The organism is Blautia sp. AF19-10LB (assembly GCF_003461245.1).
Taxonomy (GTDB): domain Bacteria; phylum Bacillota; class Clostridia; order Lachnospirales; family Lachnospiraceae; genus Blautia_A; species Blautia_A intestinihominis.
Map to the genome: position 1 here is coordinate 25,929 of NZ_QTWS01000019.1, position 13,108 is coordinate 39,036.

Genomic DNA, 13,108 nt, shown 5'->3' on the forward strand with positions numbered 1-13,108 from the left:
TTAATATGGCAAAGGCGTTATATAACTTATGCAAAAAGAATGGGACAGTGATGGAGTATTCCATCACTGGATCCGAAGTAACTGAATTGATCAGCTGCAAAAAGCAGGACGTTTATAACTCTGCGAGCTACGGTCAGATGATCCGGAAAGAATTTTACGTTGAAGTTGTAGACCGGCCACTGAGCCGAACGAAAGATCTCACATTGCTTTTGGAATATGACCGGGTTTGCAGAGAAATTCTTGAGAGGTGTGGATGATGAAAGTATATAAAGCAGTGCATGGGAGAGAAAACAAGTGCAAGGAATTGCACAAAGAGATGAATATGAATGTAGGCCCGACCAGACTGGTCCAGCCGGATTTTTACCTGTTGGTCGATGTGGATGACCTGCAGAAACAGGTGAATACCTTGGAAAATGAAGTTCATCGCATGAAAAGAGTAGAAGCAAGGAGGAAATGGCGTTATGGAAGAAAAAATTATTAAGATATTAGAATTGGTTCGGACGAAAGACGATGGTACTGTTGAATTCTCGGAGGAATCAAAGAAGTTAATTCATGAAGTAGCTGAGAAATGCCGAATACTCCCTATTTACCAGCAAAACAAAGAAAAAGTAAATACGTACAAAGATGGAATGACAGCAAAGCAGGTATATATTGATATGTGTTTCAAAATTGTTAATGCTCCGACACAGATTCATATGATGATGGCACCTAAACTGATTCTTCCGGTAATTGATGATCTGTTGCAGGCGGAACTGAGCGAATCGGAGGAAGAAGTATGAGCCGGTTAAAAGACAGATTATTAAATTATCATATACAAGTGAAGAAATTCGCAGATGATGACCAGATGATTCTTGCGAACGATGTTTTAAGTATGATTGAACAATTGCAAGATGATTTGGAGTGGTATGAAAAGCCTAAACTCACGAAAACCGAAAAGAGTTTTATTGAGGCACTGGATCCTTCGTGGAGTTACATGCTGAGAAATGGAAAAGGGCAACTATATCTTGCTAGAAAAGTTGACTCTATGTACGGAAGTAACTTCAAATATTTGTATTTAGAAGGCATAACAATTGCAAAGTTTGATTTCATTGAAGCAGAAGACGAAAGCTGGTTGGTTGACGATTTGAGAAAACTGGAGGTAGAAGATGAGGATAATTGATATGGAATCGATTCCTATGATTCGCCACTATTGACAATAAGTTGCAGGAGGAACTAAAAGAAACGGAGGCGAGAGAATGAGCATTATCAGAAATAGATTGTACCAATTCAAACAGGAACTTTTGAGTAATAAGGATAGAGCATGGTATTCTCATACGAACTTGCTTACAGCAGTGGATCTGCTTATCACTGATTTGGACAACTTAGACGAATCTGACTGGATACGGGTTAATGACGAGATGCCGGTTGAACGAGATTCAATGTTTGCAAAGTTCAAAGGAACGAATAAATGGAAAACAGGAATGTTCGAGAAAACTTCTCGAGATGTGCTTGTTACTGTTGAGTACGATAATGGGAAACGCCATACCGAAGTTGCTCACACGGTAGACGGAAGATGGAAATTGGAAATGCGGATTCTGAATGCAAGAGTCATAGCGTGGAAAGAAAAGCCGCAGCCATACAAGGGAGATAAAAATGTATCAAACATGTAGCGTTGTATGCAAGGTTGAGGATTTTAAGCCCACAAGTAATAATTTCAGAACTGAATTTATCGGAAAAGATTGGACAGGCCGTAAACAGTATCGAGGAATAAGTTTCAAGAAAACGCAATTTGGGAATATCGAAGATATTAACTATTATCAATTGATAAAAGAGTTTATTGAAATTACTGGAAAAGTGAAATTGCTGAAGATGGTTAAAGATTACTGCAGAGAACACTGTGCATGGTTAAAGACAGAGAGCGATATAGAAAATCATGCTATTGATTGCCTGTTGTCAAAAGCATACGAACACTGGAAGGATTTTCCAAAACAGGCATCAGAACCAGATAAATGGATTTTCTATTTTGAGGATATAAAAATGCTCTCAAGAAACTTATGAGTCGGGATGATTATGCTTTTCCTTGCGCTGGCTGTCTTTGTGATCATTGTGCGAATAATCTGTACAGTTCAGACAAAATGGCAGGAGAAGCAAAGATATTTTGCTATGTTTGCGAGGAATGTCGATACTATGATGGGGACTCAAAAAATAAAGATATGAGATGCAAGCAGTGCGAAAACTATATTGTGACAAATGAACATGCTGAACGTTTGAGAAAAAAGATAAAGGTGGTAAAGAAATGATAAAGATTAAGGAGAAACGTATGCAGAGTTATGTCCTTAGAGCCAGAAAAATGGTCCAAGAAGGAAAAAACAAAGAAGGGGCAGAAATGCTTAGTGAAGGCTTGAACTATTACAGTAAAAATATCATTAAAGCTCTTACACCATATGCAACTGCAGACGCCGGAATTATTTCTATGGTCCTGCGCAACCTGGCAGATGGTATCGAAAAGGATAATCCAGGAGCAAAAGAACTTCGCATGTGGGCAGAAAACAACACCACAAAACCTGAATTGCAAGAAACAATTAAGGTAAAAAAACCCAATATGAGGTAGAAAATGACAAGAACTGAAACAACCAAATTCCTCGGAAAATTACTTACAGATACTCGCCTCGGAGGGGCTGGCTCGCACTGGGCCAGCGAGGTTAGTATTGATCCATGGACACCGAAGGCAAGGCGGGTGGACTACATGGAATTTTCTCCGGCGAATCAATGCTCTGTGTCAGGAATAGAAAAAGGCATATTCACCTGCTATGAAATCAAGAGCTGCAAAGAGGATGTTTATAGCGGTAATGGTTTGAATTTCTTCGGGGAAAAGAATTACATTGTAACTACGATGGCGTGCTACAAAGACATTCTGCCAGATTTCCGGAGTGGCAAATTTGCTAATTACATGAGTGAAAAGCATCCGGATTCATCAACTTATTACGGCATTATGGTTGCTATTCCGTTTTGGGGAGAAGCAACGGAAGAATTCAATGATCCTACACCATTAAGCGAGGATATAAACTGGAAGTTGGAAATTGTATTGCCTTGCAGGCAGGGGATAAGAACGAAGTCTATGACAGAATTACTGTTCTGCATGCTGCGGAGCGGGCGTTGATAGGAGAAATTATAATGGATGTAAATGTACATGAAATTATTGTTTTAAGGGACAAAAAGGTACAGGCGCGTACCCATAAGAAAAAGAGAATAAACAAAAAATGGGCAAAAAGATACGGTTTTAAAACATATGAAAATCAGCTGTTTAAAAACGGACAAATGATTGTAATGGGCCAGAAAAAATACATGAATGAAAGAACATATGAGGCATTGAAAAAAACATGCTCGATAACACTACGAAACAGAGGGTGGAGAATAGGGAGTGAGGTTACCAATATGTACTTGGATAAAAAAGCAATAGCGTTGATTAATGCACCGAAATCTTGCGGTGAATGTTGTTTCCAGAAAGGACTGACAGTTTATGGATATGCATGCGGGATAGCCAAAACAATGAATAAAGATACTCGCAACAGACCAGATTGGTGTCCGCTGATCCCATTACCGAAAAGACACACAGCTCCGAAAACTGCGACGGGGTATGAAATTGGTTACGAAGACGGATGGAATGATTGCCTTGATAAGATTGCAGGAGGTGAGTGATACGAGAAGTTTAGAACAAATATTGGAAAATCATCGCATTTGGAACCACAAGGTGATGTTTCCTGTACATGTAGCAGCGATTAAATTACCAGATTGCGTGACATGCAGTGTCATTTGGGACTGCGCGGACGGCTATGAGCATGTATCGGTTTCTCCACAAAAGAGATACAATGTTCCAACGTGGAACGATATGTGCACATTGAAGGACATTTTCTTTGATGATGAAGAAGAGGCGTACCAGATCCACCCGAAGAAAAGCCAATATGTAAATGGTGTCGAAAATTGCCTGCATCTCTGGAAGCCAATAGGGCATGAAATTGATGAATTGGTAACGAAATAAGAAAGGCGTAGCATATGGATTACAGAGATAAAAAACCAAGGTATAAAGGAATTTGTCCAGTGTGCGGAAAAACAAACTGGATATGCAAAAGCATTGCAATGGAACTTGGTGTCAATACCGGAATTGGACATTGCTTAGGGTGCAATACATTCTTAAACGTTAAATTTAACGAAGAACGGCAGGAGATGGATTTGGAAATTTATGAGGATTATGTAAAACGCACAAGCGAGAAGGAGGAATAAATGACAGAGATGCTATTTTATATTGCTGGAGCTGCAATGATGGTAGGGGTTTTTACTTTGTGGTGCGCGATATCAATTGAAAGAGTAAGAAGAGAGTATGAAACTTCCAGATATGGTGTTCTTTGCGGAAGAATCCAGGAGCAGATTGACGAAGTCAGATTAAGAATAGCTGCTACAAAAACACAGCTGTATATGTCAGACCATACGCTGGATCAGGCATTACTTCAGTGGAAGTACGAATACCTGGTTAAACAGGAAAAGTGGCTTATCGAACTGATGTGTGGAAAAAGAGAAGAAGAAAAGCAGGAGGAAAAGCAATGAAGTGCAGTATCAGCACATATTATAAGATTTTGGACGCAGAATTATATAATTATGATGATGGTTATATGAAACTGAATGTTGACGTCAATGCGAAAAGTATCGATCTTGAAGAATATGCGAGCAAACAGAAAAAGAGCATTGCGGATATGTGTAATGTGCCTGAAGAAAAGGTAATTCCAATATCTCGATTGGAGTATGAAACATATGCAGATGAGTAAAGAAAGGAAGCCCATATGTACAGCAAATGCCAGAAGTGCGGAAAGAAACTGACGGATCCGGAAAGCATTAAAAGGGGATACGGTCCGGAATGCTGGAACAGCCTTACTGCACATTATTACCGGAATCCCGTTGACTGGGAAAACTACAGAGTACCTGGGCAAATGAACATTGAGGATTTTTTGGATATGGGAGGTGGGGACAATGGCGATAAGAAAGATATGCCCTGAATGCGGGCAGCAGTACGCTACCAGACCAGCAGTGTCGAGAAAGGATAGGAAAGAAATATGTCCTGACTGTGGGACAAAGCAGGCACTTGACACTGTGAGGGATTTACTGGGACCGGAAATGACCGATCAGCAATGGGAAGGATATAAAAGTGGAGTTTTAAAAAGGTCGAGGGAGGGACAGCATGGACAGAACACTTTATAACGCCAGCGGGTGTAAGGATAAGACCGCTCATGATGCGATTTGTTCTGCATCAAAACCGCAGACACAGGTTTTCAGATCTGACTGGACGCGGAGAGACAACGAGGCAGATATGTTCGTAAAGATGGTGAAACGTCTGGCAAAAGGATTTAATTTTAAACTTTGCGACAGAATTCGATTTGAGGATCCGGAAACAGGAAAGAAATATTTGTGAGGTATGGCATGGACACAGAGAAAAAAGTACAATTCGTAGCACTGACAAAAGAGGAAATTGATGCAATGATTCAGCAGGCTGCCCTTGCCGGCGCACAGGTTGCGTCTGATGCAATGATGGTAGGGCAGAGAAAAAGCGAGAAGGAGAAGATTGATCGCCGTTTGCATAATACTGATTTACTCCTTAGAAATTACAGAACTTTAAAGGCGAGCTACGAAAATGCCGTCTACAAGTCCAAGGAAGGGGAGGTTACAGAGGTGCTGGAAGACATCATGACCATGAAAGATGATAAGGTCATAGTGGAGAGCATCAAAACTTCGGCCAAAAGAACCGCTATCATGGTGCAGCATATTGACAAAATGCTTGATGTATACCGTATCTATTGTAGCAAATTATCGGAAAAAGATAAGAGACGCTATAAGATTATTAAAGCTCTTTACATATCAAAGACGCCAATGACAATTGCAGAAATTTCAAAAAAATTTTCGGTCAGCAAGGTCACTGTATATGAAGATATCAAAATTGCGAAAGAACGCTTATCTTCGTTGTTTTTCGGAATTGACGGTCTGAAGTTTTTTTAATAAAATCAGAATAACGGAATCTGTTAACTTAACATTGACTTAATAACGAAAATAGTGTATGATATGCGAGTAAAATTTTAATCAAAAGCCATGAGCCACTGGGAAAAAACCAGTGGCTTTTTTAGTGCAATCTTGGGAGGGAGGAAAGGATAGAAAGATGGGAATGCTCCTTTAAAATATTTTAGAGGAGATTACGCATGAATGGAGTAACAATATTATTTGTATATGCAGTTATCATGATCCTGGCAACAGTGATCCTGACAAAGAAAGAAAAAAATGTGGAACGCTTCTGTGTTGGAAGTCGTTCTGAAAACTGGCTGATGTCGGCTCTCAGCATTGCGGCAACGTGGATCTGGGCTCCGGCATTATTTGTATCAACTGAGAAAGCATATTCTACCGGCTGGGTTGGCCTGTTCTGGTTTCTGGTTCCGAATGCCCTTTGTCTGGTGATATTCATTCCCTTTGCAAAGAAAATCCGGAAGGAAATGCCAGAGGGAATGACACTGTCTGGTTACATGAAAGAAAAATACAAATCCGATGGAGTGAAAAGGGTTTACCTGTTTCAACTGATCGGACTGTCTGTTCTATCAACAGGAGTTCAGCTTCTTGCGGGAAGCCAGATTCTTAGTGCAGTAACAGGAATTTCGTTTAAAACCATGACTATTCTGCTCGCTTGTATAGCAATTTCCTATTCTCTGTTCTCTGGAATCAAAGCATCTATGCTTACAGATGCTATTCAAATGGTATTCATGCTTGTTGCATGTAGCCTATTTGTAATATTCGGAGTAAGAAATACAGGAACACAGGGCATTATACAGGGCCTGAGTGGTATATCAGGAGACTGTACAACGCTCTTTTCTGGAAAAGGAGTAGAGATTTTCTTAGCCTTTGGGCTTCCGACAACGATAGGACTTTTATCCGGGCCGTTTGGAGATCAGAGCTTCTGGCAGAGGGCATTTGCAGTAAAAAAAGAGAAGCTGGGAAGAGCGTTTCTTCTTGGAGCAGTTCTTTTTGCGGTGGTTCCACTGTCAATGGGAATTCTTGGATTTATGGGAGTCGGTGCAGGATATCAGGCACAGAACCTTGGAATCATCAATTTTGAATTGATCCGCCACTTTTTCCCGTCCTGGGCAGTATTGCCGTTCCTTTTTATGATTGTTTCCGGTTTGCTGTCTACAGTGGATAGCAACCTGTGCGCAGTATCTTCGCTTACGACAGATATTGCAGGAGGAAAAGACATCAGGAAGACCAGAGCTGCAATGGCAGTGCTTCTGATCACTGGCATTCTGATTGCAAATATCCCGGGAATTACAGTGACACATCTGTTTTTGTTCTATGGCACACTGAGGGCGTCAACATTACTTCCAACAGTCATGACACTGAAAGGGGTAAGACTGAATGCAAAAGGGATTATCACAGGTGTGGTTGCTGCACTGGCTGTAGGGCTTCCTGTATTCGCCTACGGCAGCGTTTTGAATAGTGGACCATATAAAACACTGGGAAGCTTGCTGACAGTCCTGTTGAGCGGACTTATCGCCTTGGCTGCTTCCGGAAAGGAGAGACGCTATGCTCGGTAGAAAACAATCCGTTCGAAATAATGAAGACTGGAAGAATGCGCTTGATCACATTGAAGAGACGGTGTCAAAGAAAGAACTGGATTCCCTTGTGAAAAAGACAGTGAAAGACATCAAAGAGAAATGCAAGGGGAAAAAGGCAGCCTATGCATGGAGTGCGGGAAAAGACTCCCTGGTACTTGGAGAGATATGCGAGAAAGCCGGCATTGATCAGAGCGTCCTTGTAAGGTGTAATCTGGAATATCCGGCATTTATTGCATGGATAGAGCAGAATAAACCTTCTGGCCTTGAGATTATCAATACCGGACAGGATATGGAATGGCTGAAAAAGCATCCGGATATGTTATTTCCGGATAAAAGCAATAAGGCAGCGCAGTGGTTCCATATCGTACAGCACAGGGGACAGGCACGATATTATAAAGAACATCAGCTGGAAATACTCCTGCTCGGACGCAGAAAGGCAGACGGCAATTATGTTGGAAAAGATAATATCTACACTAATTCAGCCGGAATCACCAGATACAGCCCTCTTGCAGAGTGGAGGCACGAAGATATCCTTGCATACATTCACTATTATGATGTGAAGCTCCCACCCATATATGACTGGGAGAAGGGATATTTATGCGGTACACATCCATGGCCTGCCAGACAGTACATGGAGACAGAACAGCAGGGTTGGAAAGAAGTTTACGACATTGATAAGACCATAGTTGAAAATGCGGCACAGCATTTCGATGGAGCCAGAGAATTTTTAAAAGCTATCAAATAGCCGGTTGCAGCCGGAAGCCATTGCCCTTCAGAAATGGAGGACAAAATGAAGGTTATTAAAAAGAGACTGGATGATCTTAAACATCCAGAGAAAAATGTCAGAATTCATTCTGAACAGCAAATCAGGGAACTGAAACGCTCCCTTGAGAAGTTTGGACAGACCAGAGCCCTTGTTGTGGATGAAAATAATGTGATTCTGATCGGGAACGGCTTATATGAGGCTATGGTGAGCCTTGGTTATCAGGAGGCATCCGTATATGTAAAAACGGAACTTTCTGAAAATGATAAAAAGAAGCTTATGATAGCCGACAATAAGACTTATGCTCTTGGAATTGATAATCTGGATACATTGAATGAGTTTCTTGAGGAATTGCAGGGCGATCTGGACATTCCGGGATACGATGAAGAAATATTACAGCAGATGGTCGCGGATGCAGACGAAGTAACTGAGAAAATCTCTGAATATGGAACATTGGACGAATCAGAGATCCAGAAGATAAAGGAAGCCAATGAGAAACGGGAGCAGAAAGCGGCAGCAGCGGAAATATCTGACAATAATTCAGAGAACAGTTCGGAAAATCCGAACACTTCAGACAACCAATCGTCGGAAAGGCAGAATACCACTGAAACAGAACCGGAAATAACAGAAACCCGGAAGTTTGTTATCTGCCCGAACTGCGGTGAAAAGATATGGCTGTAAAACGTTGTGAAGCCAATATCGATGTTGTGAAAGCTGCAGAGATCCGGATAAAAAACGTGTTCGGAAACGGGCTACCAGTGTTCTTTTCTTTCAGTGGGGGAAAGGACAGCTTATGCGTGGCGCAGCTGATGGTCAATCTGGCCAATCGAGGTGAGATTGACATGAAACAACTTACAGTGCAGTTTATAGATGAAGAAGCAATCTTTCCTTGCATGGAGGATATGACAAAGAAGTGGCGGCGCATCTTTATGATGATGGGAGCAAAGTTTGAATGGTATTGCGTAGAAGTAAAACATTTTAACTGCTTCAATGAACTGTCAAATGATGAAACATTTATCTGCTGGGATTCCGCAAAACAAGACGTATGGGTAAGACAGCCGCCTTCCTTTGCGATAAGGAACCATAAACTGTTACGTCCAAGGATTGATGCTTATCAGGATTTCCTGCCAAGGACAACCGTATCAGGAATTACAATGGTCGGTATCCGTACAGCGGAATCTGTACAGAGGCTTCAGAATATTGCGTCTATGACAAAAGCAGGAAACAAAATGACTGCAAAGAAGCAGGTATTTCCCATTTATGATTGGACGGACAATGATGTCTGGCTCTTCCTTCTGAGAAATCATGTAGATATCCCGGAGATATATTTGTTCCTCTGGCAGTCAGGATCCAGTAAAAGGCAGATGCGAGTATCCCAGTTCTTTTCTGTTGATACAGCAAGAAGCCTTGTGAAGATGAATGAGTATTATCCAGATCTTATGGAACGGATCATCAGAAGAGAACCGAACGCTTATCTGGCTGCCCTGTATTGGGACAGCGAGATGTTCGGCAGAAGTTCCAGAAAAAGGAAAGAGGCGGAAGAGGGACAGGAGCAGAGAGATTATCGGCAGGAGCTGATACATCTTTTTAATCACATGGACGTTTTTTTCGACACTCCGCATAAAAGGCATGTGGCAGAACGATACCGTAATTTCTTTATGGCGGTATCAGCAATAGCTACATCGGCCGATTGCAAGCACATATACGAAGGACTGATATCCGGAGATCCCAAAATGAGGGCATTCCGGGCACTGTACCAGAGAGTATATGGACGTTATATCAACGATGCGAAGAAAGGAGAACATCATGGACAATAAGCTGTCAGCACCATCTAGGACCATGCATTGGGTAGATAGGAATAAGATCAAACCAAATGATTACAACCCGAACAAAGTTTCGAGACAAAATCTGGAACTGCTCACACAGTCTATCTTTACAAACGGATGGACGCTGCCAATTGTGGTAAGACCAGACGGTACTATTATTGATGGATTCCACAGATGGACGGTTGCAGGACCTGACTGGAAGTACGTTCCTCCTTCGGAAGAAGATGATCGCAGGACATTATACGAACGTCTTGAGGGAAAAGTGCTTGTAGTGATTGTTGCTCATAAAGATAAAGCGAAAAATATTTACGGTACCGTTACCCATAATAGGGCAAGAGGTACCCATTTGCTAGAACCTATGAAGAAAATCGTTAAAGAACTCATGGACGAAGGCAAAACAGTTGAAGAAATCGGAAAACAGCTTGGAATGAGACCGGAGGAGATCTTCCGATTGTCAGATTTTTCAAAAGAAGACTTCTTGAAGATGATGACAAAAGGGGTGACGGGCTATTCAAAAGCTGAATTTATTACAAAAATTTAATATTGTTCTACGACATATAGAACAGAAAGCAGGGAGAGGGAGTGCAACCTCTCCCTTTTGCATATGCCGAAATAAGATGATGGAGGGGAGGGGTGTCCATTGGCAAGGGCAAGAAGTCCCAACAGCATTGAAGCTGAGGAAATGTATAAGAACGGGATGAAACTTGTTGACATTGCCAAGAAGTTGGACGTCCCGGCCAGCACAGTTCGGCGGTGGAAATCAACACAGAATTGGGACGGAAAGACAAAAGGAAAGAAAAACGAACGTTCGCAAAAGAAAAAAACGAACGCTCGCCATAAAGGTGGACAGCCTGGAAACAGAAATGCAGTTGGAAATAAGGGCGGTCCACTGAAACCGGGAGATAAGATTGCAGAGAAACACGGAGCATATTCCTCTGTATATTGGGATGTCCTTGATGAGTCTGAAAAAGATATGATCGAAGATATCCCGATGGATGAAGAAATGCTCCTGATTGAACAGATTCAGCTCTTTGCCGTGAGGGAAAGAAGGATTATGATTGCAATCAATAAATACCGGAACATGAAAGGTGAAGTATCCCTGTATGGATTCAACCGAAGCGAAAGCAAAAGGACATTCAAAACAGAAGAGGACAAGCAGCTCTACGAAGAACGCATAGAGAAGAAAATATCTGCTGAAGAACGTCTGCCGGGAGATATGTATAACATGCAAACCGCAATGGAAAACAAGGACAATATGATTGCCAGACTTGAAAAAGAGCTGTCAACTGTACAGTCAAAGAAGACAAAGGCTATTGAAGCACTTGCGAAGCTGAGACTTGAAAAGCAGAAGATAGCCGGAGAAAGCAAGGGCAATGAGGTTGTTCGTGCATGGGCCGAAGCTGTGGTAAAAGCAAGGGAAGGAGAGAACAAAGATGGATGATATTCAGTTCTCTGAATTCCTTGATGAAAGCATACCGCTGTGGCGAAATGATCCGGTTATGTTCTTCCGGGAGGTGCTCAACTTTGAACCTGATGAATGGCAGGCAGAAGCTGCAAGAGATTTGGCGGCAAACCCGAAGGTCAGTATTAAATCTGGACAGGGTGTAGGAAAGACTGGTCTTGAGGCAGCAGTATTTCTTTGGTTCATAACCTGTTTCCCATATCCAAGAATCGTTGCGACAGCACCAACCAAACAGCAGTTGCACGATGTCCTCTGGTCTGAGATTTCTAAGTGGATGAGCAAGTCTGAGTTGCTCTCTATGCTTCTGAAATGGACAAAGACCTATGTTTATATGGTTGGCAATGAAAAGCGTTGGTTTGGTGTTGCTAGGACTGCTACAAAGCCAGAGAATATGCAAGGCTTCCATGAAGATAATATGCTTTTTATCGTTGATGAAGCTTCCGGTGTTGCGGATCCGATCATGGAGGCTATCCTTGGTACCTTATCCGGATCAAATAATAAACTTCTTCTGTGTGGAAACCCAACACGAACATCTGGAACATTCTATGATTCGCATACCAGAGACAGGGCACTGTATAAATGCCACACTGTATCATCTGCAGACAGCAGTAGAACAAACAAAGAAAATATTGATTCGCTCATAAGGAAGTATGGATGGGATTCAAACGTAGTCCGTGTCCGTGTCCGTGGAGAATTTCCGAATCAGGAAGATGATGTATTTATTCCGTTAAGCCTGATCGAGCAGTGCAGCAGTAAATTGCTAGAACTTGATGATTCAGTTGGGATGCAGTTTGTATCACTGGGGGTAGATGTGGCCCGTTTCGGAGATGATGAAACGATCATATATCGTAATTATCATGGTCATTGCAAAATAGTCCGAAACAGGCGAGGACAGAACCTGATGGCCACTGTAGGTGACATCGTAAAGGAATTCAAAAAGATATACAGGGAGTATTCAAAGTATGAAGGCAAGGTGTATGTACAGATTGATGACACCGGTCTTGGTGGAGGTGTTACTGACCGTCTGAAGGAAGTTCGGAAAGAACAGAAGCTGTATAAGATGCAGATTATTCCGATAAATGCAGCAGAAAAGATTGAGACCGATACGGCAGCAGGTAAAGATGCAGCTGAAAAGTACAATAACCTGACCACCGCCATGTGGGCTAGCATGCGAGATCTTCTGGATAACAAGCAAATTGTAATTGAAGACGATGACCAGACGATCGGCCAGCTTTCCTCCAGAAAATATACAATGACGAGTAACGGAAAGCTTGAAATCGAATCAAAAAAAGAAATGAAGAAAAGGGGGCTGGATTCCCCCGACCGAGCAGATGCTCTTGCTTTGGCATTGTATCTCGGAAAGATCAAGAAACACACAGGCACAGCACCTGGAGACAAAGAATTACAGGAGCTGACCAAAGACAATTACTGGGGCTGA

The 13,108-nt window shown here is 42.0% G+C and carries 24 protein-coding genes; all 24 read left to right on the top strand.

What is annotated here, in order from left to right:
* Positions 1-5 precede the first annotated feature (5 nt).
* The 24 genes from DWX28_RS11270 (at position 6) to DWX28_RS11390 (ending at position 13,108) form a co-directional block, all read left to right on the top strand.
* A complete protein-coding gene (locus DWX28_RS11270) occupies positions 6-257 on the top strand; it encodes a hypothetical protein (RefSeq protein ID WP_118252736.1) in 252 nt (83 codons plus the stop codon).
* Entirely contained in the window at positions 254-481 is a 228-nt protein-coding gene (locus tag DWX28_RS11275; protein WP_147342104.1) for a hypothetical protein, read from the top strand. Before DWX28_RS11270 ends, DWX28_RS11275 begins: the two co-directional genes overlap by 4 nt.
* Positions 462-779 carry a hypothetical protein gene (locus DWX28_RS11280; RefSeq protein ID WP_118252738.1) on the top strand — a complete coding sequence of 106 codons (318 nt, stop codon included), beginning with the start codon at positions 462-464 and terminating at the stop codon, positions 777-779. Before DWX28_RS11275 ends, DWX28_RS11280 begins: the two co-directional genes overlap by 20 nt.
* Entirely contained in the window at positions 776-1,159 is a 384-nt protein-coding gene (locus DWX28_RS11285) for a hypothetical protein (protein WP_118252739.1), read from the top strand. Before DWX28_RS11280 ends, DWX28_RS11285 begins: the two co-directional genes overlap by 4 nt.
* Positions 1,160-1,235: 76 nt before the next feature.
* Entirely contained in the window at positions 1,236-1,649 is a 414-nt protein-coding gene (locus DWX28_RS11290; protein WP_118252740.1) for a hypothetical protein, read from the top strand.
* Positions 1,633-2,037: a hypothetical protein gene (locus DWX28_RS11295; protein ID WP_118252741.1), complete on the top strand. Its 405-nt coding sequence runs from the start codon at positions 1,633-1,635 to the stop codon at positions 2,035-2,037. Before DWX28_RS11290 ends, DWX28_RS11295 begins: the two co-directional genes overlap by 17 nt.
* A 238-nt stretch (positions 2,038-2,275) precedes the next feature.
* On the top strand, positions 2,276-2,590 hold the full coding sequence (locus DWX28_RS11305; RefSeq protein ID WP_046438149.1) for a hypothetical protein: 315 nt from the start codon (positions 2,276-2,278) through the stop codon (positions 2,588-2,590).
* A 3-nt stretch (positions 2,591-2,593) separates the two neighbouring features.
* Positions 2,594-3,139, top strand: coding sequence for a hypothetical protein (locus DWX28_RS11310; protein ID WP_118252743.1), 546 nt, complete (start codon positions 2,594-2,596; stop codon positions 3,137-3,139).
* Positions 3,140-3,153: 14 nt separating this feature from the next.
* The gene (locus DWX28_RS11315; RefSeq protein WP_118252744.1) at positions 3,154-3,678 is read left to right on the top strand and encodes a hypothetical protein; all 525 of its coding nucleotides are present in this window, start codon (positions 3,154-3,156) and stop codon (positions 3,676-3,678) included.
* A complete protein-coding gene (locus tag DWX28_RS11320) occupies positions 3,671-4,018 on the top strand; it encodes a DUF7694 domain-containing protein (protein WP_147342105.1) in 348 nt (115 codons plus the stop codon). The genes DWX28_RS11315 and DWX28_RS11320 overlap by 8 nt, the downstream gene beginning before the upstream one ends.
* A gap of 14 nt (positions 4,019-4,032) precedes the next feature.
* Entirely contained in the window at positions 4,033-4,260 is a 228-nt protein-coding gene (locus DWX28_RS11325) for a hypothetical protein (protein WP_118252746.1), read from the top strand.
* Positions 4,261-4,581 carry a hypothetical protein gene (locus DWX28_RS11330; RefSeq protein WP_118252747.1) on the top strand — a complete coding sequence of 107 codons (321 nt, stop codon included), beginning with the start codon at positions 4,261-4,263 and terminating at the stop codon, positions 4,579-4,581.
* Entirely contained in the window at positions 4,578-4,799 is a 222-nt protein-coding gene (locus tag DWX28_RS11335; RefSeq protein ID WP_118252748.1) for a hypothetical protein, read from the top strand. Before DWX28_RS11330 ends, DWX28_RS11335 begins: the two co-directional genes overlap by 4 nt.
* A gap of 15 nt (positions 4,800-4,814) precedes the next feature.
* Positions 4,815-5,027: a DUF6011 domain-containing protein gene (locus DWX28_RS11340; RefSeq protein ID WP_118252749.1), complete on the top strand. Its 213-nt coding sequence runs from the start codon at positions 4,815-4,817 to the stop codon at positions 5,025-5,027.
* A complete protein-coding gene (locus tag DWX28_RS11345) occupies positions 5,002-5,229 on the top strand; it encodes a hypothetical protein (protein ID WP_118252750.1) in 228 nt (75 codons plus the stop codon). Before DWX28_RS11340 ends, DWX28_RS11345 begins: the two co-directional genes overlap by 26 nt.
* On the top strand, positions 5,210-5,440 hold the full coding sequence (locus tag DWX28_RS11350; RefSeq protein ID WP_021652428.1) for a hypothetical protein: 231 nt from the start codon (positions 5,210-5,212) through the stop codon (positions 5,438-5,440). Before DWX28_RS11345 ends, DWX28_RS11350 begins: the two co-directional genes overlap by 20 nt.
* A gap of 8 nt (positions 5,441-5,448) precedes the next feature.
* Complete coding sequence (locus DWX28_RS11355; protein ID WP_021652429.1) at positions 5,449-6,021, top strand: helix-turn-helix domain-containing protein; 573 nt, start codon at positions 5,449-5,451, stop codon at positions 6,019-6,021.
* A 197-nt stretch (positions 6,022-6,218) separates the two neighbouring features.
* A complete protein-coding gene (locus tag DWX28_RS11360; protein WP_118252751.1) occupies positions 6,219-7,598 on the top strand; it encodes a sodium:solute symporter family transporter in 1,380 nt (459 codons plus the stop codon).
* A complete protein-coding gene (locus DWX28_RS11365) occupies positions 7,588-8,364 on the top strand; it encodes a phosphoadenosine phosphosulfate reductase domain-containing protein (RefSeq protein ID WP_118252752.1) in 777 nt (258 codons plus the stop codon). Before DWX28_RS11360 ends, DWX28_RS11365 begins: the two co-directional genes overlap by 11 nt.
* Before the next feature lie 45 nt (positions 8,365-8,409).
* A complete protein-coding gene (locus tag DWX28_RS11370) occupies positions 8,410-9,063 on the top strand; it encodes a ParB/Srx family N-terminal domain-containing protein (protein ID WP_044962048.1) in 654 nt (217 codons plus the stop codon).
* Complete coding sequence (locus DWX28_RS11375; RefSeq protein ID WP_021652433.1) at positions 9,054-10,199, top strand: phosphoadenosine phosphosulfate reductase domain-containing protein; 1,146 nt, start codon at positions 9,054-9,056, stop codon at positions 10,197-10,199. Before DWX28_RS11370 ends, DWX28_RS11375 begins: the two co-directional genes overlap by 10 nt.
* Entirely contained in the window at positions 10,189-10,749 is a 561-nt protein-coding gene (locus DWX28_RS11380) for a ParB N-terminal domain-containing protein (RefSeq protein ID WP_118252753.1), read from the top strand. Before DWX28_RS11375 ends, DWX28_RS11380 begins: the two co-directional genes overlap by 11 nt.
* Before the next feature lie 99 nt (positions 10,750-10,848).
* A complete protein-coding gene (terS, locus tag DWX28_RS11385; protein WP_243002414.1) occupies positions 10,849-11,649 on the top strand; it encodes a phage terminase small subunit in 801 nt (266 codons plus the stop codon).
* The gene (locus DWX28_RS11390; protein ID WP_118252754.1) at positions 11,642-13,108 is read left to right on the top strand and encodes a DEAD/DEAH box helicase family protein; all 1,467 of its coding nucleotides are present in this window, start codon (positions 11,642-11,644) and stop codon (positions 13,106-13,108) included. Before terS ends, DWX28_RS11390 begins: the two co-directional genes overlap by 8 nt.

Excerpts from the sequence above, each read along its gene's own strand:
- DWX28_RS11270 (WP_118252736.1), top strand. The coding sequence starts at position 6 with ATGGCAAAGGCGTTATATAACTTATGCAAAAAGAATGGGACAGTGATG.
- DWX28_RS11275 (WP_147342104.1), top strand. The coding sequence starts at position 254 with ATGATGAAAGTATATAAAGCAGTGCATGGGAGAGAAAACAAGTGCAAG.
- DWX28_RS11280 (WP_118252738.1), top strand. The coding sequence starts at position 462 with ATGGAAGAAAAAATTATTAAGATATTAGAATTGGTTCGGACGAAAGAC.
- DWX28_RS11285 (WP_118252739.1), top strand. The coding sequence starts at position 776 with ATGAGCCGGTTAAAAGACAGATTATTAAATTATCATATACAAGTGAAG.
- DWX28_RS11290 (WP_118252740.1), top strand. The coding sequence starts at position 1,236 with ATGAGCATTATCAGAAATAGATTGTACCAATTCAAACAGGAACTTTTG.
- DWX28_RS11295 (WP_118252741.1), top strand. The coding sequence starts at position 1,633 with ATGTATCAAACATGTAGCGTTGTATGCAAGGTTGAGGATTTTAAGCCC.
- DWX28_RS11305 (WP_046438149.1), top strand. The coding sequence starts at position 2,276 with ATGATAAAGATTAAGGAGAAACGTATGCAGAGTTATGTCCTTAGAGCC.
- DWX28_RS11310 (WP_118252743.1), top strand. The coding sequence starts at position 2,594 with ATGACAAGAACTGAAACAACCAAATTCCTCGGAAAATTACTTACAGAT.
- DWX28_RS11315 (WP_118252744.1), top strand. The coding sequence starts at position 3,154 with ATGGATGTAAATGTACATGAAATTATTGTTTTAAGGGACAAAAAGGTA.
- DWX28_RS11325 (WP_118252746.1), top strand. The coding sequence starts at position 4,033 with ATGGATTACAGAGATAAAAAACCAAGGTATAAAGGAATTTGTCCAGTG.
- DWX28_RS11330 (WP_118252747.1), top strand. The coding sequence starts at position 4,261 with ATGACAGAGATGCTATTTTATATTGCTGGAGCTGCAATGATGGTAGGG.
- DWX28_RS11335 (WP_118252748.1), top strand. The coding sequence starts at position 4,578 with ATGAAGTGCAGTATCAGCACATATTATAAGATTTTGGACGCAGAATTA.
- DWX28_RS11340 (WP_118252749.1), top strand. The coding sequence starts at position 4,815 with ATGTACAGCAAATGCCAGAAGTGCGGAAAGAAACTGACGGATCCGGAA.
- DWX28_RS11345 (WP_118252750.1), top strand. The coding sequence starts at position 5,002 with ATGGCGATAAGAAAGATATGCCCTGAATGCGGGCAGCAGTACGCTACC.
- DWX28_RS11350 (WP_021652428.1), top strand. The coding sequence starts at position 5,210 with ATGGACAGAACACTTTATAACGCCAGCGGGTGTAAGGATAAGACCGCT.
- DWX28_RS11355 (WP_021652429.1), top strand. The coding sequence starts at position 5,449 with ATGGACACAGAGAAAAAAGTACAATTCGTAGCACTGACAAAAGAGGAA.
- DWX28_RS11360 (WP_118252751.1), top strand. The coding sequence starts at position 6,219 with ATGAATGGAGTAACAATATTATTTGTATATGCAGTTATCATGATCCTG.
- DWX28_RS11365 (WP_118252752.1), top strand. The coding sequence starts at position 7,588 with ATGCTCGGTAGAAAACAATCCGTTCGAAATAATGAAGACTGGAAGAAT.
- DWX28_RS11370 (WP_044962048.1), top strand. The coding sequence starts at position 8,410 with ATGAAGGTTATTAAAAAGAGACTGGATGATCTTAAACATCCAGAGAAA.
- DWX28_RS11375 (WP_021652433.1), top strand. The coding sequence starts at position 9,054 with ATGGCTGTAAAACGTTGTGAAGCCAATATCGATGTTGTGAAAGCTGCA.
- DWX28_RS11380 (WP_118252753.1), top strand. The coding sequence starts at position 10,189 with ATGGACAATAAGCTGTCAGCACCATCTAGGACCATGCATTGGGTAGAT.
- DWX28_RS11390 (WP_118252754.1), top strand. The coding sequence starts at position 11,642 with ATGGATGATATTCAGTTCTCTGAATTCCTTGATGAAAGCATACCGCTG.